Below are 18,637 nucleotides of genomic sequence, written 5' to 3'. Positions count from 1 at the left end.
ATACATCCTACTAAATAAGAATGCAAATTTCAACCAAACGGTTTTAGGTTATGGGCGTTCGTTCGTTTGCTCCTCTTTTTGTATGTATTCCTGGTACCGACGATGGACAGTGGCTTTCGAAACGTCATAGCCAACCCCTCTTAACGTAGCAGCAATCTCATGGAACGTCAGCTTTCGTGCCCGTAACCGAACGATTTCCTCCAGCGGTACATCCTTTCGTTCTTTTCCTGTACCGTCATGAAAAGGAACTAAGTGATCTTGCGGGCGATAGCCATTTTTTACAGCCTTTTTCATACCCCTTTTTATTTTGAGGTTATGCAGTTTGCGTTGATACTCTTCGACAATACTAACAATCTCTAAAACCATAGAATCAGCCTCCGAGAGCTCAAGCTCCCCTCGATGGGAAATTGAAAAAATCCTTGCACCTTCTTTATATATACAATGCAAAAGGGCGATTTTAGCATTTCCTCTTCCCAGCCTTGTTTCATCCTGGATTAGCACAGCATCTGCCTTAAATTCTTTCATACTGTCAAGCAGCTCAAACACACCCTGCCGGTCTAGATCGTAGCCGCTGGCTTTTTCTGATATTGTCCGAACAACTGTCATATTGTTTTCAGCAGCTAGTCCTGCCAGCTCCTCCAGCTGCCTTTTTAAAGAGGTTTCCTGCTGTTCTTTTGTTGTGCTCACACGAGCATAAATAATTGCTGTTTTCATCTTCTCTGCTTATCCTCCGGTCATTCGACAGTAGCGAGCTGATATGTGGACGGATGTTCCTTTTCAACGGGCAGCACCAAAATATCACCTGGTTTAATAGAATCCGTGGTCAAATGGTTTCTTTCAGTTACCCACTCAATAAAAGCTTGTTTGCTCAATGACTGTTTATCCTCCATCAATTCAGCTAAGTTCCAAAGACTGTCACCTTCTTGAACTTCAATCTTAACATAATTCTCATCACTGCTGCTTTTCCCTAAGAAAGATATAAAAGATATAGACACGCATAAAGTGAAAGCAAATAGACAGAAAAAAATAAATGATTCCTTCTTCACGCTGATCTCCCCCTTGATAGAATGTGTGTTCGTATGATTATTTTCAGTATAAGGGGGAACAAATGTTTCTGTCAATCGTTTTTTTCGAACCTATGTTTGTACTTTAAGGAAAAACATGCTATAATTTGTGTAAAATAGACGTACAGAGGTGAATATTTTGTCAAAGCTCTCAAAAAGGCAACTCGATATATTGCAATTTATAAAAGAAGAGGTTAAACGCAAAGGTTATCCGCCCTCTGTTAGAGAAATCGGTGAAGCAGTCGGCCTTGCTTCAAGTTCCACTGTGCACGGACATTTAGCAAGGCTCGAAACAAAAGGGTTGATCAGGCGTGATCCTACCAAGCCTAGAGCAATTGAAGTTTTGGAGGACGAGGTAGTCCAAATCCCTCAGAGCCAGGTCGTTACTGTACCAGTAATCGGTAAGGTAACTGCTGGAAGCCCAATTACTGCCGTAGAAAATATCGAGGAATATTTCCCGCTGCCAGATCGCCTTGTTCCTCCTGATGAAAATGTATTTATGTTGGAAATTATGGGTGAAAGTATGATTGAAGCCGGAATTCTTGATAAGGATTACGTTATTGTTAAGCAGCAAACCACTGCAAACAACGGGGATATTGTAGTTGCGATGACGGATGATGATGAAGCGACAGTAAAACGTTTTTTCAGGGAAGATAATTACATTCGCTTGCAGCCTGAAAATTCACTGATGGAGCCAATCATTTTACAAAATGTCAGTATTTTAGGGAAAGTAATCGGCGTATACAGAACGATTCATTAATAAAGAAAGAAGTGCAGAAAATTCGCACTTCTTTCTTTATTTAAAATATCTTAAAGGAATTCAATTAAGTTGCCTTTTGCGCATCATGAATTTAGAAACAATTGAATCTGTCGTGTTAAATGAAATGAATCTATCACCTCTCTCTTTTTATGAGCTTAATTCACTTAATTCACTTCCATAAAGCCTTTGGCGATCTCAGCAATACGCTCATAACCGTTATTGTTTGGATGAAGGCCGTCCCAAGTATATGTATTTAAGGTCAGCTTTGTGATACCGCTTACAGAATATAAGTCTAGGACCGGCACGGCATACATCTGGCCAACTGCTTTTATGGCATTTACATAATCAATCAGCTTATGGCCTGCTGGATTTATGTAATTCACATCATATCCAGCATTGTCCCTTTGTAACGGAGTCCATAAATAGATTTTTATAGTTGGTTTTCTCGTTAGAAGGTTTTCAAGTAATGAGCGATAAGCGCCGTAAAACGTAAAAGTATCAAATTCCGTATCGCCAATTGCTCCTAATGATCCGATTGGCTTGTTTAATTTATAATCGTTCGTTCCAGCAAAAATTGTGATGACATCAATATTATTCAGATTTTGTGCCTCTCCTACTACATGAGTTGAACCTTCATCATTGGCGGTCATCGTTTTTCCGGAAACTCCTCGATTGATATATTCTGCAAACCCCATAGTTTCCTTCATGATCGTTTGATACCCGCGAAGAAATACACCGTTGTAAAAGGTCTGGTCAAATTCTGTAATGCTATCCCCTAATGTAAGCCATACCTTGTTTTCCCACTTGCTTAATGTATTCATACTCAACCTGCCCCCGTTCTCAGAAAAGTTCTTGTTATTACTTCCTCATACATTCATCATATTATTTATTCTTCATTTTTGAAAATCTTTTTTGCATTCTAAACTCGCCATCATGAAAAATTCCCAATTGTATATAATTCTTTTAGTAGTTAATTATATGAACAACTTGGAAAATGAAAGATAGTCGACTCTTTGCCATCATGGATTTCCTATCTGTCATTTCGTCAAACGAGGTGTTAGAAGTGTTTTCTTTTGTCGTCAATTTAATATTTATCTTTGTTGTATTTATTTTTGCAGTGAAATTTTTGGGGAAATCTGCTCTTGCACAGCTTACTCCCTACGATTTTGGAGCAATCATTTTTTTATCTTATTTAGCTTTTGAAGCAATTAAAATAGACGGAATTGTACAAGCGCTGATTGGTATGATTGTCGTTACGTGTGTGCACCTGATTATTTCAAAGCTAAGCTTGTACAATTGGATTAATCAATTTATTATTGGGAATCCGACAATTCTTATTAAACATAGCGAGGTTATATACAATAACTTAAGGAAGAACAAATATTCATTGGCAGAATTATTATCGAATCTAAGAGCGTCAGGATACCCGGATATCCAAGATATTGAATATGCGATATTGGAACCTAATGGGGAAATCAGCATATTACCTAAAAAAGAGTTAGTGCCCGTTACTCCGAAGGATTTACATATAAATGTTGAATACAAAGGATTGCCAATTGCCGTTGTGATTGAGGGGAAGATTCAAAAGAAAAATTTAAAATTAATTAATAAGAACGATGAATGGTTAAAAAAGGAATTGGCGGCGAATGGATACCAGCAAATAAAACATATAATTTACGCTTCAGTTAGAGGCACAGATCATTCACTAACCGTTAACACTATAGAGAATAACAAACTTTAAGCACCATAACTTGTTTATAATTTTATGCCCGGAGTGTAACATGTCTATCTGTTTTTTGGTTGGCTTAGGCTAGAGAAAGGATCAACACAACAACAACCATTATCTATACAAATTGTTTTGAAAAGATTTATCAAAACACGCTCTTTATTTATCCAATTGAATGATTCATTTTGTTTTTAAATTGGATAAGGCTGAATGGCAGCTCCTGCCCTTTCTGAACTTGTGAATTGTATGGCGTTTGCGCACCTTGACAGAAAAAAAGCCCTTACATATTAACCAAAATTACATTCCCTGGAAAGGTTTAAATAATCTTCATTTGATGTTGACACCTGTTTTACATTCCTCCAGTAGAGTTTATTTTGGGCAGTCCAAGAACTGCCCTGAAATCGAAATTGGAGGGATTGACGTGAAAAAACGTAATGCCGTACTACTCTCTGTTTTTTTGACTGTGGCTACGCTGGTTGGCTGTCTTGTCGGTCTGTTTGCCGTACATACGACGCAGGCAGAAGCGGCAACAGGCTATGACGTGACTCTTAATTTCCCTTTCTATCGGTATCCTTACACGGGAGACCACGTCCGCGACGCCATGGCCGGACACCCGTCCGTCTGCACGATCGAACGTGACGGCGCTGAAGAGCGACGCGAACAATCGCTGGCGGGCATTCCTACGAAATCAGTTTACGACCGCGACGAATGGCCGATGGCGAAGTGCGAAGAAGGCGGATACGGTGCAAGCGTCCGCTATGTTCCTTCCTCCGACAACCGCGGAGCGGGCGCTTGGGTCGGAAACCAACTAGAATCGTATCCGGACGGAACCCGTGTCAAATTCGTTATGTCGTATTAGGGGCCTTGTAATACAGGGCTCTTCTTCTCATATTAGGAGGCTTAATCCATGAAAAAATGGCCCGTGCATCAGCTTCTCATATCGTACTCCCAAATTGCCGTCTATCGGAAAAACTTGGACAATCCTTTCCCGGATTGGACGGATGGTCACATCAGACAAGGATTCGCCTGGAGACCAGGTAGCGTTGCATTTGGTACATTGGGTGATGTGAATAGCGAAATTGAAGTGTCGATCGAGAACAGGGTATCTTCGGGGGAAGATTCGGTGAGAGCCATTGCAGTGCCGTTCGAAGTGGGTAGAGAAGGGATCACGATCGGCAGCATTTTGTCCAAGACGTTCGATTACAAAATCCCGGATGGCCTATACACTCTCTTGTTTGAGGCCATCCCGTTGAAAGTGGAGGAAAAAGGAAAGCCGAAGATTCGATACGCCTTCCGCTTTATCCCATCCGCCGACCCGCAGGCCATAATTTTGAAGCACGACGGTCAGCTTTCTCCGCAGCTTCCGCTGATTATGGACGCCAAGGCGGCAGTCTGAATAGTTCCCTTCCGATCCATCAGAAAAAATAGAAAAATAGAAAATACTAGCATGTCTAAATAAAAAAGAACTATATAAGGGTCATCCAACAAACAAACCCTAAATTTTAAAAAATCATAAAAGTAAAAGGAAATACATTATTATACATGTCTAATATGTATTCTCCGTTTTATTCAATTATAAATGTAAACAAAATGGCTTAAAATAAGCCAATTAATTATATTTAGGTTAGTTATCAAAGAAAAAAACAACTAGTTCAAAATAAAAAAGCCTTTATTTGAGAGAAAAAGGATTCAAAACAAGCATTATCATGGCAATTTCCTTTTCGGGAATGGCTACCCTATGAGACCTAAATGATCCATCAGTCGATGATATTCATGTGATGTGTACGAGAAGAAGCCCACCAAATGTGGTAGGGCTTCTTTTATTCAGGCTTTTTAATTTTATATGTTTAAATAAGAAATAAATTAGAACCACACATATTAGACATATCTAAAATGTGTGGTCATTATAAAATCAAATAACTTCCTGATATTCTCTGGAACGATCACCATTAAGAAATTAAAGGGATTTATCCTGAATATCAAACTCAGACTTATCTGCTTCTATAGCAGCCTTATCTGCTTGTTTAATAGCCTCAGATAGCTGAATAGCTGCCGCAGCCGCCTGACTAGAAGCCGCAGCTGTCCGACCAGCAGCCTCACCCGCTTGACCGTTACCATACTTACCTGCTTCTTGAGCTGCCTTAGCTGCCTGACTAGCTGCCTCCACTCCCTGAGTAAGAGCCTCAAGCGCCTTTCTAAATTGACTTGCAGCCTTAGTTGCCTGTTGAACTGTCAGCCTAGCTGCCTTAGCTGCCTGTTGAGCTTTCAGCCTAGAAGCCGCCTGTTCACTATTATATCCAGTCTTTCCCTTTGTTCCGAAATTAGAATTTGGTGTTGACATGTTTTCATCACTCCAATTTGATTTTTTGTTTAGACCGAAAAATATTCTTTTTCCGGACATATATAATCTATTTTGAGTCATGTTTTGGTGCTTGGGCTTCCCAAGGTTTTGGGCTTTGGCTCACAATCAAAGGTTACGATAACTTACCCCATTTACAACCTCTAATTTTAAAATAGTATTAGTTAGAAAAATTTATCTGTTCAGCAACTTTAATTAAGGCTGATTCATTATGCTCACCTTTAATTAAATATAAATACTTATCCTCAATTATTAGTAGCTCAGAGCTTTCTCCATCGCCAGGGTTATAAAGGATAGCATCTCTATTTCCAATAGAGATTTTTTTTGACTTTGGATACATTAATCCAAGTGCTTCTTTTGCTTCCTGAGTAGAACCATACGTATTTTCAGTGGCTTTAACAATAATAGGCTGTCCATTTGTTACTGGGTAGGCTGCCTTAACTAAAATTAGATCATCATTATTTTTAGTTACTCCAATTTCTGGTTTTCCACTTATGAATGGTACTTCTTTACTAATATCCCGTGGGATAGTTGATTCATTCGTTAGTGGAATAGTTATACCTTCAATACGATTTTGTTCACTCACTGTAAATGTTATTAATCTATCTCCATTGATTGGTTCTATATCAAATGGATATTCTCTTCCAGTATCTGTAGAACTTTCTGAACCAGAGTTGTGATTTAATTTTATTTCTTGAATTCCAATAATGAATACAATTAGTAATACAGTTGCAACTGCACTAAATCTTAATACATAATCAAGTGGATTAGTAAACTTGGATTTAGGTTGCCTCTTGTTCATATCCCTTATTAACTTTACTTTTAATTCTGGGTTATTTGCATCTGTCCAAATAAAATCAGAGTCTAATTTTTTTAATTCATTATCGTATAGGCATGAATCATACTGTTTTTTCATTAAAATAGCCCTCCGTAAGCATTTGTTTTTCTAAAGCTTGAATAGCCCTAAAAAGTGTCGATTTCACTTTGCTTTCAGACCAACCTAAGATTAATGCCGTTTCCTGGATAGAAAACTCTTTTATTTTTCTAAGTATAATCACTTTTCTATATGATTCTTTAATCGAACTAAGCGCATGATATAATTCGTAAGAATCCTCTTTCAATTGCAAAAATTCATGAGGTGTTTTTGTGGTATCTTTCTGTAAATGAAAGGCATCTTTTAAGAGTATAAAAGGTTTCCGTTTACGAACGAAATCAACAGTTACATTATGCGCTATTCGGTATAACCAAGTTTTGGGACTAGATTCTTCTTTAAACGAATGATAATTAACAAATGCTTTTATAAAGGTTTCGTGTCTTAAGTCTTCAGCCATTTGATAATCCTGAACCATCATGAAAATAAATTTGAATATAGATTCATTGTATTCTTCATACCATTCAACTATAGCTTTGTTGCTATCTCCATTCACCTACTGTTATTCCCCCTTTTTTAGATCTCAGTGTTTAGACGGAATGTACCAAGAAAAGTTCTGTTTTTTATAAAAATTTTGGAAAAAGTAATGAGAGTCGCTAAAAAATAAAAAAGATAATGGGTATTTTTGCATATCCCCCGAAAAGGTTTATTATGAAAATCCCTCCTGAGATGTAAATGACTCAGGAGGGATTTCGTATTACTCGATTGAATGATAGCTCTACTGTCTTTAGAAGTTTGATATGATTCTCTTCCACAATCGCGCCCGATCGTATCGTTGAATAACAACCTAAAAAAGCCGATTCCCTGTACGATTTAGGAATCGGCTTTTTTAGGTTGGAAACCTGCTTAGCGTACTTTTTTCGCGTTTTGTCGGCAGGACCTCTGATTTCATAATGCCGAAGAAGTTCTCAATAATGGCATTGTCATAACAAATTCCTATACATGACATGCTTTGGTAACCCCATGGTTCTTTTACGTGTAGCGATATTTCTTCATTTGATAATGCCCGCCTTGATCTGTGTATCACTAACTGTGTTAGAAGGATATGACATTAACGACAGGGATATTGCTGATTTGAGTCCTTATATCACCCATCGCGTGAAAAGATTCGGCGATTATGTCATTGATTTGTATCCCCCTCCACAACTATACCAACACATTCAATCAGCCGATGTTTCTTCTACTATAACTTCTCCATTTAGATTGAAATGTTACCATGCAACTGGAGAAATCCGTTTCAACATATCCGAATCTTGTTCCATACTTTCCCCGTAAGTCAGCGTATTAGAGCAATCGCTTTACAATGGGCTGGTGCGGATTTAAACAACGCCTGTATAGTGGTTGATCATACGATTGATTATGAAGCAGAAGATGATGAGGAGTTATTCGGGGATACCAAAATATATGGCCTAAAACAATTTAAAGAAAAATACAAGCATGATCTACATTTAGTATTTTGCCGTGAAGTTGGAAGTTGTTTAGCTAATTCCACTCTATTTACTGCATTTAGATGGATTCTCAAAAAAGCATATCTACCCGGTGTACTTTTCCATTCGTTGCGGCAAACTTACTCAAATAAGATTGGGGCACAACTCAAGGTCAGATCTGATATCTAATCTCATCCGAGCGAAAAGATCCAATCCGATTCGATTGAAAAATACGAAAAACACACAATAAAAATAGGGCGCAGCAGTCCAGCTAACAAAGAATATATGAAATCATGCCCCAAATAAAAAACCCCTCAGCGCATAGAGCGCCAAGAGGGGTTGATTTATTAAAACTGAGTTAAATATTGATCGCGTTCCCAAGGATGTACTTGTGTGCGGAACATATCCCACTCGATTTCTTTTGCTTCAATGAAGTGTGCGAATAAATGCTCACCAAGCGCATCGACCATAACTTGATTGGATTTTAGCTCTTCTAAGGCAAGTGCCAAAGTTGATGGTAAATCAACGATGCCGCTTTCAATACGCTCTTCTTTGCTCATGACATAGATGTTTCGGTCAATTGGTGCCGGAGCAGATAATTGATTTTTAATTCCGTCTAAACCAGCAGCTAAAAGAACACTCATTGCCAAGTATGGGTTAGCAGCTGGATCTACGCTGCGAACTTCTACGCGAGTACTTATACCGCGAGAAGCTGGGATACGAATTAACGGGCTTCTGTTACGTGCACTCCAAGCGACATAACATGGAGCTTCGTATCCAGGAACCAAACGTTTGTAAGAGTTTACCGTTGGGTTTGTTACTGCTGTAAAGCTTGTAGCATGCTTAATAATTCCAGCGATAAAGTGTCTAGCAGTTTCGCTTAATTGCAATTCTCCATTTTCATCATAAAATGCGTTTACTCCTCCCTCTTTAAATAGGGAAAGGTTACAGTGCATACCAGATCCGTTTACGCCAAACAATGGTTTAGGCATGAATGTCGCATGCAAACCGTGTTTGCGGGCAATTGTTTTAACAACAAGTTTAAACGTTTGGATGTCATCGCATGAACGAAGGGCACCGGCATATTTAAAATCAATTTCGTGCTGACCAGGAGCAACTTCATGGTGAGACGCTTCGATTTCAAATCCCATTTCTTCAAGCTCAAGAACGATATCACGACGGCAGTTTTCACCAAGGTCAGTTGGAGCAAGGTCGAAATATCCGCCTTTATCGTTAAGCTCTAGTGTCGGGTCTCCTTTTTCATCTAATTTGAACAAGAAGAATTCAGGCTCAGGCCCTAAGTTGAAATCAGTGAATCCTAATTCTTCCATTTCTTTCAAGATTCGTTTTAGGTTGTTACGCGGATCCCCTTCAAACGGTGTACCATCCGGGCTGTAAATGTCACAAATAAAACGGGCTACTTTACCTTTTTCAGCAGTCCAAGGGAAAATGACAAAAGTATTTAAATCCGGGTATAAATACATGTCAGATTCTTCAATTCTTACGAACCCTTCGATAGAAGAACCATCAAACATGCACTTGTTGTCAAGCGCTTTTTCAAGCTGGCTAACAGGAATTTCTACGTTTTTAATTGTTCCTAAAATGTCTGTAAATTGCAGACGGATATACTTTACGTTTTCCTCGTTTACTAATTTGACAATATCTTCTCTAGTATACTTTGCCATTTCGCAAAACTCCTCCTCTAAAGGTAAATGTATATAGCAATGCAGTTGCTAATAATGTTAACGGAAGAACCTGGACATATCTCCTTGGCGTGTCGTTTGGCCTTTTTGGAAGCGTCCTGCTTGAATAAGCTCGTTCTTCAAAATCTTACGTAATTCTTCATCGGACATGTTGTGTTTTAATGTCTTTTCAGACTTATCATTGCCCATTTTCTCTTTTTGTGCTTTGGCAAATATTTGTTTTATACCTGCCATATTCACACCTTGGTCGATCAGATGTTTAATTTCCAATAATTTATCGACATCATTAAAAGAAAATAAACGTCGGTTCCCTTCACTTCTGGAAGGAAATACTAATTCATTTTCCTCATAATATCGAATTTGTCTTGCAGATAACTCAGTTAACTGCATCACAACTCCCATTGGAAATAAAGGCATTGAGCGGCGAATTTGATCACTCATCTCAATTTCCTCCTTCTCTATCACATGATTTCATTATATTTGATGTTATATTATGTGTCAACAATATGTAAGGAATCTTTACACCGTTTTTATTCTTTTAGTACTAATAAGTATTCACAATAGACCTTTATCCAAGAGCGATTGTACTCCCCCGCAGACAGCGGTTTTTACATGAGAATATGTAAGTCCCCCTTGAATATACGTAACATACGGCGGTTTTACAGGACCATCTGCCGATAATTCGATACTTGCCCCTTGTACAAAAGTCCCTGCAGCCATAATTACGTCATCCTCGTAACCCGGCATATAGCTTGGATACGGAGTGACATGCGAGTTTATCGGGGAAAAACGTTGAATGGCTTGGCAAAATTCGATCATCATTTCCGCATTATGAAATTCGATGGATTGAATTAAATCTGTGCGCTTTGAATTCCAGTCAGGATTCGTTTTGAGTCCAAGCTTTTCAAACAGCCTCGAAGTAAATACAGCACCTTTTAATGCCTGTCCGACCACATGGGGAGCCAAGAAAAAGCCTTGATACATTTCCTGCAATGCAAAAAGCGAGGCTCCTGCTTCACTGCCTATCCCGGGTGTTGTCATCCGGTAAGAGCAAGCTTTGATCAAATCGGCTTTCCCGACGAGGTATCCGCCCGTTTTCGCAAGGCCCCCGCCTGGATTTTTTATTAATGACCCGGCAATTAAATCGGCTCCGACATGGGACGGTTCTTTTGTTTCCGCAAATTCACCGTAGCAGTTATCAACAAATACAATAAGATCTTCCTTTAATTCTTTTACATAACGAATCATTTCCTCAATTTCATCAATTGTAAATGAAGGACGGTTGGCATACCCTTTTGAACGCTGGATGCCAATGACTTTCGTATGTTTATTTACTGCTTTTGAAACTGCGTCATAATCTATTTTCCCATCGGACTTTAATTCGATAGATCGATAACCGATATTGAAATCCTTTAGAGACCCAGAATTTTTTTCTCCTCGTATACCAACAATTTCTTCAAGTGTATCATATGGCTTTCCTGTCATATAGAGGAGCTCATCTCCGGGCCGCAAGACGCCGAATAACGCAATCCCAATCGCATGTGTGCCGGATATAATCTGCGGCCGCACGAGTCCTGCTTCCCCGCCAAAAACATCGGCATAAATCTGTTCCAGTGTATCTCGTCCCGCGTCATCGTATCCGTATCCGGTGGAAGGGTTGAAATGCGAGTCACTCACCTTATGTTTTCTAAAGCTATCAAGCACCCTAAGTTCATTATACTCAGTAATTTCTTCGATTTTTTGATGGATGGGAGCAATCTCTTTCTCAGTTTCTTCAGCAACCTTCCTTATCTTCTCATCAAACATCTCGTGTTGTAAATACATACAGCTTTCCTTTCTTACTCAAACTTTTTTAGCTCCCCGTAGATTCGGTGGTTCGGATGGGCAAAGCCGCTGATATGATATACTTCAGGTTCTTCAATGAAGGTGGTGCCTTCAATCATCGTTGAAGATTTCATTTCAGCAATCAGCTTGCCATGATCTGCTGGAATTCTCACAGAATAAGGAACAAACAGTTCTTCCTTCATGAAGGACTCCATTTGCTTTTTCAGTCTTGTCCCATCATTTTCATCTTTTACGCTCACCAATACATAATTTTCTTCATGGGAAGGAATAAATTCCTCCGTTTTTTTATCTCTCTTATTATAGACGGTCAGCCGCGGAATTTTATCTGCTTCTAGCTCGGTTAAAAGATTTTTCACTGTCGCTTGATGCCCTATATTATCTTCATTTGAGGAGTCGACGACGTGCAGGATGACGTCCGCTTCCCTCACTTCTTCTAATGTAGAACGAAAAGCAGCGATAAGCGTCGTCGGCAAATCTTGTATGAAGCCAACTGTATCTGACAATAAAAGAGTATAACCATTCTCCAGCTCCATCCTTCTTGTCATTGGGTCAAGCGTGGCAAATAACAAGTCCTCTTCAAAGCTTTCTGAGCTTGTCAGCTTATTAAACCACGTCGATTTCCCTGCGTTCGTATATCCAACAAGAGCTGCTTGCAGAACGCCATTTTTCTTCCGTCGATCACGGTACCTGCTTCTGTGCCTGACGACAGTTTGCAGCTGCGATTCTATTTCATGGATTCTGCTGCGAATATAGCGCCTGTCAGTTTCAAGCTTCGTTTCACCTGGTCCTCGTGTTCCGATTCCACCGCCCAGGCGAGATAAGTTCATCCCTTGGCCAACCAGACGCGGCAACATATATTTTAACTGGGCAAGTTCGATTTGCAGCTTGCCTTCTCGTGTTCGTGCTCTACCCGCAAAAATATCTAATATTAACTGTGTACGATCAATCACTTTCGCTTCAATCGTGGAAGCTAATACCCTTAGCTGGCTTGGCGAAAGCTCATCATTAAAAATGACCAGATCCACACCCGATTCTTTCGTGAATGCAGCAAGCTCCTCGAGTTTTCCTTTTCCAATGAATGTAGAGGAATCAGGAGAATGACGTTTTTGAGTAAAAATGGAGACAACCTCTCCTTGTGCTGTTTTCGTTAAAGAAGAAAGCTCTTCCATCGAGTACTCAAATCGTTCATCTGACACATGGGGCAGCTGGCAGCCAACAAGTATGACCTTTTCATGAATATCGTCTAATAGGTTCAAATACATGTTCCTTTCCTTGTTACTTCCGAATAGATTAATCTTATCAGACTGTGACTTCAGTTGCCAGAAATCTTCTGCAAAAGAAAACCCGCCGATCGTGAAGACAGCAGGTTACAAATTATCAGCAGATGTCGCGTGTTCTTCCTTAAAAGTTATATCTTGGCTCATTATTGTCATTAAGTCACTCCGTAAATAGGAATCACCCATGAGCAGTCTCATCGCCTGAGAACGGATCGATTTTTCAATAATGTTGCGCACGTAACGGCCGTTGCTGAACTTTTCCGGGCTGGTCGTGCTTTTAACCGTCATTAAGTGATCCTTAAGCTTCCACTCTGCTTCTGAACTGAACTGGTATTCACGCTCTGACATCATCCGTTTTGAAATTTCCATCAACTGCTGAACGGTATAGTCCGGAAAATCGATATTGATCGGAAATCTAGATTGAAGACCTGGATTCAGCAGCAAAAACTGTTCCATTTCTCTCGAATAGCCTGCCAGGATGAGAATAAATTCGTGCTGCTTATCTTCCATATGCTTCACTAACGTATCGATTGCTTCTTTTCCGAAATCCTTTTCTCCGCCTCTTGCAAGAGAATAGGCTTCATCAATAAAAAGAATGCCCCCCATTGCTTTCTTTATCAAATCCCTAGTCTTTTGCGCGGTGTGCCCAATGTACTCCCCGACCAAATCTGCACGTTCCGCTTCGATCAAATGGCCTTTGGTAAGAACGTTCATTTCAAAAAATAGCTTTCCCACTAGTCTGGCGACCGTCGTTTTTCCCGTTCCAGGATTGCCTTTGAACATCATATGGAGTGCTTGCTTGCCCGCTTTTAACCCTTGTTCTTCGCGCTTTTTATTAATAAAGATCCAAGCGTAGATCTCTTTAATATTCTTTTTCATTTCTTCCATCCCTACGAGAGTTCCCAGTTCCTTTTCAATTTCCCTTAAAATTCCGTGCTTCGTCTCATTTTTTTGCATGGCTTTTTGATATTCCGCTTCAGCTTCTTTTTGATCAAGAACATTTTTTTGCCCATTAAGAATAATATTGATTTGGCCATTTTCTTTATACGTTACCGCTCTCTCCATCCCAGTGTTCACCTCACACATTAGTCTATGCGATTTCGAATGCATCCGTGACAAATGCCTATGTTCTTTTAAGGCTACTCCTATTGTATTCACGAAAAGCCTGGGCAAACCCCATTTAATTGGATCATAGAGATTGATATATATGTAAATGCATACTTACTTATTACAAAAAAAACAGCCTCTTCAATGAGAGGCCTTTGTTAATTGGTTACGAAAGAATATCAACGACAAACTGTGACCATGTTTCCAGTCTGTTATAAAGGTCTTTTTTCTTCAATTCTGATACGGGCAGCCAGTACCCCCGGATTTGTTCGGTTTCTCGAACAGCAACAGCGGCATCGTCTTTTAGCTCAAGAGCGGATAAAATTCCGATATGGACGGCGCCCACATTTGTTTCGTCATCGTTGATTAAACCGATAGCTGTCATTCCGAGCTTGTCCGGTTCATTTATAATGAGCTCTTCTTCAAGCTCACGATCTGTATTGATTTTCAATAGCTCTTGAAAGGATTGACCGGGCTCCATATTCATATGCCCGCCAAAGCCTAACGAAAGCTTATTATGCAGCCTTGCTTCTCCGCCGCCTGAAAGTCTTTCATAAACAAATACTTCATCCTTGCGTTTAATCACTACATAAGGTATCGGCTGTTTGAATTCCGGCGCTTCCTCTGCATCGCCTCTTCTCATTTCGGAAAAATGCTCGGCAATTTGCCCCATAATTTTCGAAACCAATTCCTCATTGCCCGTAAGCCCTTGGAATGTTAGCGTTTCATCAGCAAATACTTCTTTTCTTGGTACGACTAAAATGATTTCATCCATTTTTCCCATCGTTGTTACCTCCAGTACATGTAAAAAGAGCAGATGTTACACCTGCTCTTGTTTTTCCTTTTCTGTAAAGTAAAAATCCTCGTCCTTTATCGGTTCCACGGTTGCTTTTTTGTAGCCGTTGCCCTTCATGCTGAAGAAATCATGGGACTTCGTCTTCGTATTCAGCCCGTTTAATACGATTGGGTTGATCTCTTCATCCTCAAAATAAGGATCGAAGCCAAGGTTCATCAGCGCTTTGTTTGCATTGTAGCGGATAAATTTTTTCACGTCGTGGGAAAGCTCAACCTGGTCATAAATATCCTCTGTATATGCAAGCTCGTTTTGATAAAGGGTGTCTAACAGCTCGAGAGAAAAAGTCTTCAGCTCTTCCTTGACCTCTTCAGGTTGCTTTCTATAAATTTCTTGAGCAAGCAGGCCGACATATACTCCGTGAATCGATTCATCGCGAAGAATCAAATTAATGATCTCGCCGCTTTGCATCAGCTTGCCCTGTCCATAGAAATAAAGAGGATAATAGAAGCCGCTGTAGAACAAAAAGCTCTCTAAATAAACCGAAGCGACCATGGCTTTAAATAATGAAATCTCGTCATCCTTTTTGATCTTTTCATAAATTCCTACGATGATCTCAGCCTTTTTTTGCAAGTATTTGTTTTCTTTTACCCACTCAAATACCTCATTAATGGTCTCGGTCGGAGCAAGAGTCATAAAAATATTCGAATATGATTTGGCATGGACCGCGTTTTCCATCATTGCCATAAAGTTCAGCACCGCTTTTCGCTGGTGGCCTTGAACGTGCTCCGCGATGATTGGCATACCGGTGTTGCCTTGCTCTGTATCAAGAAGAGTCAGTCCTGCAAGCACCTTCATGTATGTGTCCTGCTCATTTGCACCGAGATATTTCCACGTTAACAAATCTCCATTTAAAGAAATTTCCTCAGGCAGCCAAAATTGCTTCACATTTTGGTTATAGAACATTTGTGTAAAGTCATCTTCGTGCTTTGACCAGTTCGCAGCGTCATAAATTTTCGTCAATCTTTTGTCTCTCCTTTTGCTTACCCGCTTTTTTAGCAGCCGGTTTGTCTTTCCGGCTGCTAATTGATCCGGGGTGGTTCATTAAACGACACAAGACAGACAGCTTTCTTGCCCTGTATCCTTCGTCCTTGCATAGTACAACGTTTTAATGCCCTTATGGTGGGCATAAAGATCAATTCTGTTTAAGTCGCGTGTCGTCATCGTATCCTTCAGGAACAGCGTGAAGCTGATTCCCTGATCGACGTGCTGCTGGATCGTCGAAATCATGTCAACAACTTTAAACATGTCCATATCATATGCCTCTTTATAGAAAAACCAGTTTTCTGGAGCAAGCCCAGGCATCGGATAATACGTTTTTGAATTTCCATAGGTTCTTTCTTCAATACGTTCCATGATCGGCATGACAGAAGCCGTGCTGGATTGAACATACGAAATCGAACCAGTCGGCGCAATACAAAGCCTGTAGCTGTGATAGAGCCCGTTCTCTTTGACAAATTCTTTTAGTTTTTTCCAATCCTCAATTGATGGAATATGCATCCCTGCAAACAACTTGGCGATTTTATCAAATTTCGGTGTAAAGCTTTGCTGAATGTATTTATCAAAATACTCCCCCGTTGCATAAGCGGAGCCTTCATATTGATAAAAGGTTTCCCCTTTTGCTTTGGCGATTTCTGCGGACCGCTCAATGGAATAATAATTCACCATCATAAAATACGTATTGGCGAAGTCTCTTGCTTCTTCACTTTCGTACGGGATATTGTTCTGTGCCAAATACCCGTGAAGGTTCATCGCGCCGAGGCCGATAGATTTCATCGCTCTGTTTGCTCTTTTTACCGCTGGTGCGTTTTTAATGCTTGTCGTATCCGAAACATGAGTAAGGGAATCGACAGCAAGCTTTACTGTATGCTTCAAAGATTTATTGTCCATCGTATTTAAGATATTTAATGAACCAAGGTTGCAGGAAATATCAAGCCCGATTTCATCCTTTTCATCATAATCTGTATAAGAAGAAACCTGCGATGCCTGAAGCACTTCGGAGCAAAGGTTGGAAAATTTCACTTTGCTGATATGATTTAAGGCATGAACATTGTTGACGTTATCCTGGAACATGATGTAAGGATAGCCTGACTCTGATCGTAACAGTGCCAGTTTTTCCAACAGCTTACGAGGGTTGATTTTTTCTTTTTTAACCTTTGGATTTTCGACTAGCTTGTCGTACATAAGGTTCATATCGAGTTCATCCATATGCTCCCCGTATTCCTTATAAACTGTATGCGGATAAAAAACGTAAGCCCCCTTATCCTCTTTTGCCAGTTCGACAAACTTATCCGGAATGACAACGCCAATCGATAACGTTTTAACACGGACATCCTCATCGGCTGAAATCTTTTTTGTATCAAGAAAATCGTTTATATCCCGATGAAAAATATTCAAATAAGCGCTGCCTGAGCCTTGCCTTTGCCCCATCTGATCAGCATACCTGAACGCGTTATCTAGAAGCTTCATGACGCCGACAACCCCTTTTGTGGCATTCTCAACGTCTTTGATGGCCTCGCCTTTTGCCCGCAGCTTGGAAAGATTCAAAGAAACTCCGCCGCCGAGCTTCGACAGCTGCATGGAGATGTCGATTGCTCTTGAAATGTCATTTAAAGAATCGTTAATTTCTAAAAGGAAACAGCTGACAAGCTCGCCTCTTCTTTTACGTCCTGCATTTAAGAAGGTCGGCGTGCTTGGCTGGTATTCCTGATTAATCATCAAACGGACGAATTCTTTCGCTTTACCTGCATCCCCGTTCGCAAAGAACAATGCGACAATTGCGATTCTGTCTTCATATCGTTCGAGAATCTTTTTCTTGTCGTTCGTTTTTAGCGCGTAATCATTATAAAATTTAAACGCACTCATAAAGGAAGGAAAACGGAATTTTTTATCGTAAGCTGTCTTAAAGACTTGTTTAATTTCTTCGAACGAATATTGACTTAAAAATTCTCGCTCGTAATAGTCGTTTTCTATTAAATAATCAATTTTTTCTTTCAAATCGTGAAAAAATACTGTGTTTTGATTTATGTAGTCAACGAAATAGCTATGTACAGCTTCCTTATCCTTCTCAAATTGGAATTTCCCTGATTTTTGAATCATAATTTCATTATTTAACTGTATCCATTTTGGCACTTGATTCTGTGACAACTTTCTCTACCTCCTGATTGAACAAATCAACGTCTTTCGCTGTTCCGCTAAGTTCGAATTTGTGGATGATCGGGACTTGGTAAGAACGAGATATTCGATCAGCACTCCCCGCAAAAAACTCTCCCCAATTTTTGTTGCCGCTGGCCGCGACACCTATTAAATGCTTTCCGTTTTTGTCGAGAAAATCCTTAGTCGATTGCGGAACTTCTCCGAAATTTGTCGTGTAGGTAACAAGAATGAAGGGGGAATTGATATCCTCCACCTCATCTACGTGTTCTTTCGAATAATGTTCGATTTTCTCCATAAACCGTCTAACATTTCCTGTTTTCGAATCAAAAATGACTTGAACCATTATCGAATCACAACCCAAACAAGTAATCTATCTAACACAATATATAGTATAATAACTTGTCCAAAAACACAACATATTGATCTCGA

19 protein-coding genes and 2 pseudogenes are annotated in these 18,637 nt (G+C 39.8%); 4 read left to right on the top strand and 17 right to left on the bottom strand.

Features of this window, described 5'->3' with window-relative positions:
- Positions 1–48: 48 nt before the first annotated feature.
- Positions 49–714, bottom strand: a complete 666-nt coding sequence (locus JOC74_RS02995) for a YneB family resolvase-like protein (RefSeq protein ID WP_053602904.1) — start codon at positions 712–714, stop codon at positions 49–51.
- A gap of 20 nt (positions 715–734) precedes the next feature.
- A complete protein-coding gene (gene yneA / locus JOC74_RS02990) occupies positions 735–1,046 on the bottom strand; it encodes a cell division suppressor protein YneA (RefSeq protein ID WP_053602903.1) in 312 nt (103 codons plus the stop codon).
- Positions 1,047–1,203: 157 nt separating this feature from the next.
- On the opposite strand from yneA, the gene lexA reads away from it, so the two are divergent.
- The gene (lexA, locus tag JOC74_RS02985; RefSeq protein WP_053602902.1) at positions 1,204–1,824 is read left to right on the top strand and encodes a transcriptional repressor LexA; all 621 of its coding nucleotides are present in this window, start codon (positions 1,204–1,206) and stop codon (positions 1,822–1,824) included.
- 164 nt (positions 1,825–1,988) lie between these two features.
- Here the strand turns inward: lexA and JOC74_RS02980 are convergent, their stop codons facing one another.
- Positions 1,989–2,645 (bottom strand): SGNH/GDSL hydrolase family protein, encoded by a 657-nt coding sequence (locus JOC74_RS02980; protein WP_053602901.1) that lies wholly within the window; start codon positions 2,643–2,645, stop codon positions 1,989–1,991.
- A gap of 200 nt (positions 2,646–2,845) precedes the next feature.
- Here JOC74_RS02980 and JOC74_RS02975 point away from each other — a divergent pair, with 200 nt between their 5' ends.
- The 3 genes from JOC74_RS02975 to comJ all read left to right on the top strand — a co-directional run bounded on the left by JOC74_RS02975 (position 2,846) and on the right by comJ (position 4,946).
- Complete coding sequence (locus JOC74_RS02975; protein ID WP_053602900.1) at positions 2,846–3,565, top strand: DUF421 domain-containing protein; 720 nt, start codon at positions 2,846–2,848, stop codon at positions 3,563–3,565.
- Positions 3,566–4,022: 457 nt separating this feature from the next.
- On the top strand, positions 4,023–4,409 hold the full coding sequence (locus JOC74_RS02970; RefSeq protein WP_376773347.1) for a NucA/NucB deoxyribonuclease domain-containing protein: 387 nt from the start codon (positions 4,023–4,025) through the stop codon (positions 4,407–4,409).
- A gap of 48 nt (positions 4,410–4,457) precedes the next feature.
- Positions 4,458–4,946: a competence protein ComJ gene (gene comJ / locus JOC74_RS02965; RefSeq protein WP_053602898.1), complete on the top strand. Its 489-nt coding sequence runs from the start codon at positions 4,458–4,460 to the stop codon at positions 4,944–4,946.
- Between the two features lie 271 nt (positions 4,947–5,217).
- Here the strand turns inward: comJ and JOC74_RS24425 are convergent.
- The 14 genes and pseudogenes from JOC74_RS24425 to nrdI form a co-directional block, all read right to left on the bottom strand.
- A pseudogene (locus JOC74_RS24425) lies at positions 5,218–5,341 on the bottom strand (IS3-like element ISBth8 family transposase); the annotation flags it as partial.
- Between the two features lie 166 nt (positions 5,342–5,507).
- A complete protein-coding gene (locus tag JOC74_RS02960; protein ID WP_053602897.1) occupies positions 5,508–5,891 on the bottom strand; it encodes a hypothetical protein in 384 nt (127 codons plus the stop codon).
- 178 nt (positions 5,892–6,069) lie between these two features.
- Entirely contained in the window at positions 6,070–6,825 is a 756-nt protein-coding gene (locus tag JOC74_RS02955; protein ID WP_053602896.1) for a DUF4367 domain-containing protein, read from the bottom strand.
- A complete protein-coding gene (locus JOC74_RS02950; protein WP_053602895.1) occupies positions 6,809–7,336 on the bottom strand; it encodes an RNA polymerase sigma factor in 528 nt (175 codons plus the stop codon). Before JOC74_RS02950 ends, JOC74_RS02955 begins: the two co-directional genes overlap by 17 nt.
- A gap of 357 nt (positions 7,337–7,693) precedes the next feature.
- A pseudogene (locus tag JOC74_RS23300) lies at positions 7,694–7,863 on the bottom strand (IS3 family transposase); the annotation flags it as partial.
- Positions 7,864–8,614: 751 nt separating this feature from the next.
- Positions 8,615–9,952 (bottom strand): type I glutamate--ammonia ligase, encoded by a 1,338-nt coding sequence (glnA, locus tag JOC74_RS02945; protein ID WP_053602893.1) that lies wholly within the window; start codon positions 9,950–9,952, stop codon positions 8,615–8,617.
- Between the two features lie 57 nt (positions 9,953–10,009).
- A complete protein-coding gene (locus tag JOC74_RS02940) occupies positions 10,010–10,411 on the bottom strand; it encodes a MerR family transcriptional regulator (protein WP_053602892.1) in 402 nt (133 codons plus the stop codon).
- 114 nt (positions 10,412–10,525) lie between these two features.
- Complete coding sequence (locus tag JOC74_RS02935) at positions 10,526–11,776, bottom strand: methionine gamma-lyase family protein (RefSeq protein WP_053606002.1); 1,251 nt, start codon at positions 11,774–11,776, stop codon at positions 10,526–10,528.
- 32 nt (positions 11,777–11,808) lie between these two features.
- Entirely contained in the window at positions 11,809–13,071 is a 1,263-nt protein-coding gene (hflX, locus tag JOC74_RS02930) for a GTPase HflX (RefSeq protein WP_053606001.1), read from the bottom strand.
- A 111-nt stretch (positions 13,072–13,182) separates the two neighbouring features.
- Positions 13,183–14,157, bottom strand: coding sequence for a stage V sporulation protein K (spoVK, locus tag JOC74_RS02925; RefSeq protein WP_053602891.1), 975 nt, complete (start codon positions 14,155–14,157; stop codon positions 13,183–13,185).
- A gap of 208 nt (positions 14,158–14,365) precedes the next feature.
- The gene (locus tag JOC74_RS02920) at positions 14,366–14,983 is read right to left on the bottom strand and encodes a hypothetical protein (RefSeq protein ID WP_053602890.1); all 618 of its coding nucleotides are present in this window, start codon (positions 14,981–14,983) and stop codon (positions 14,366–14,368) included.
- Between the two features lie 36 nt (positions 14,984–15,019).
- Positions 15,020–16,015, bottom strand: coding sequence for a class 1b ribonucleoside-diphosphate reductase subunit beta (gene nrdF, locus JOC74_RS02915; protein ID WP_053602889.1), 996 nt, complete (start codon positions 16,013–16,015; stop codon positions 15,020–15,022).
- An 81-nt stretch (positions 16,016–16,096) separates the two neighbouring features.
- Positions 16,097–18,199, bottom strand: coding sequence for a class 1b ribonucleoside-diphosphate reductase subunit alpha (gene nrdE, locus JOC74_RS02910; RefSeq protein WP_053602888.1), 2,103 nt, complete (start codon positions 18,197–18,199; stop codon positions 16,097–16,099).
- A complete protein-coding gene (nrdI, locus tag JOC74_RS02905) occupies positions 18,159–18,551 on the bottom strand; it encodes a class Ib ribonucleoside-diphosphate reductase assembly flavoprotein NrdI (protein WP_053602887.1) in 393 nt (130 codons plus the stop codon). The genes nrdE and nrdI overlap by 41 nt, the downstream gene beginning before the upstream one ends.
- Positions 18,552–18,637 lie beyond the last annotated feature (86 nt).

The sequence above is a fragment of the Bacillus capparidis genome, from assembly GCF_017832095.1.
GTDB classification, from domain to species: domain Bacteria; phylum Bacillota; class Bacilli; order Bacillales; family Bacillaceae; genus Bacillus; species Bacillus gobiensis.
Note: the sequence above shows the minus strand (reverse complement) of the source record. Positions and strands in the feature narration are given on the sequence as shown.

Bases quoted from the DNA above. Each gene is read 5' to 3' on its own strand.
- JOC74_RS02980 (WP_053602901.1), bottom strand. From the start codon at position 2,645: ATGAATACATTAAGCAAGTGGGAAAACAAGGTATGGCTTACATTAGGG.
- JOC74_RS02960 (WP_053602897.1), bottom strand. From the start codon at position 5,891: ATGTCAACACCAAATTCTAATTTCGGAACAAAGGGAAAGACTGGATAT.
- JOC74_RS02975 (WP_053602900.1), top strand. From the start codon at position 2,846: ATGGATTTCCTATCTGTCATTTCGTCAAACGAGGTGTTAGAAGTGTTT.
- spoVK (WP_053602891.1), bottom strand. From the start codon at position 14,157: ATGGAGAGAGCGGTAACGTATAAAGAAAATGGCCAAATCAATATTATT.
- JOC74_RS02995 (WP_053602904.1), bottom strand. From the start codon at position 714: ATGAAAACAGCAATTATTTATGCTCGTGTGAGCACAACAAAAGAACAG.
- JOC74_RS02935 (WP_053606002.1), bottom strand. From the start codon at position 11,776: ATGTTTGATGAGAAGATAAGGAAGGTTGCTGAAGAAACTGAGAAAGAG.
- comJ (WP_053602898.1), top strand. From the start codon at position 4,458: ATGAAAAAATGGCCCGTGCATCAGCTTCTCATATCGTACTCCCAAATT.
- JOC74_RS02920 (WP_053602890.1), bottom strand. From the start codon at position 14,983: ATGGGAAAAATGGATGAAATCATTTTAGTCGTACCAAGAAAAGAAGTA.
- JOC74_RS02955 (WP_053602896.1), bottom strand. From the start codon at position 6,825: ATGAAAAAACAGTATGATTCATGCCTATACGATAATGAATTAAAAAAA.
- JOC74_RS02940 (WP_053602892.1), bottom strand. From the start codon at position 10,411: ATGAGTGATCAAATTCGCCGCTCAATGCCTTTATTTCCAATGGGAGTT.
- nrdI (WP_053602887.1), bottom strand. From the start codon at position 18,551: ATGGTTCAAGTCATTTTTGATTCGAAAACAGGAAATGTTAGACGGTTT.
- glnA (WP_053602893.1), bottom strand. From the start codon at position 9,952: ATGGCAAAGTATACTAGAGAAGATATTGTCAAATTAGTAAACGAGGAA.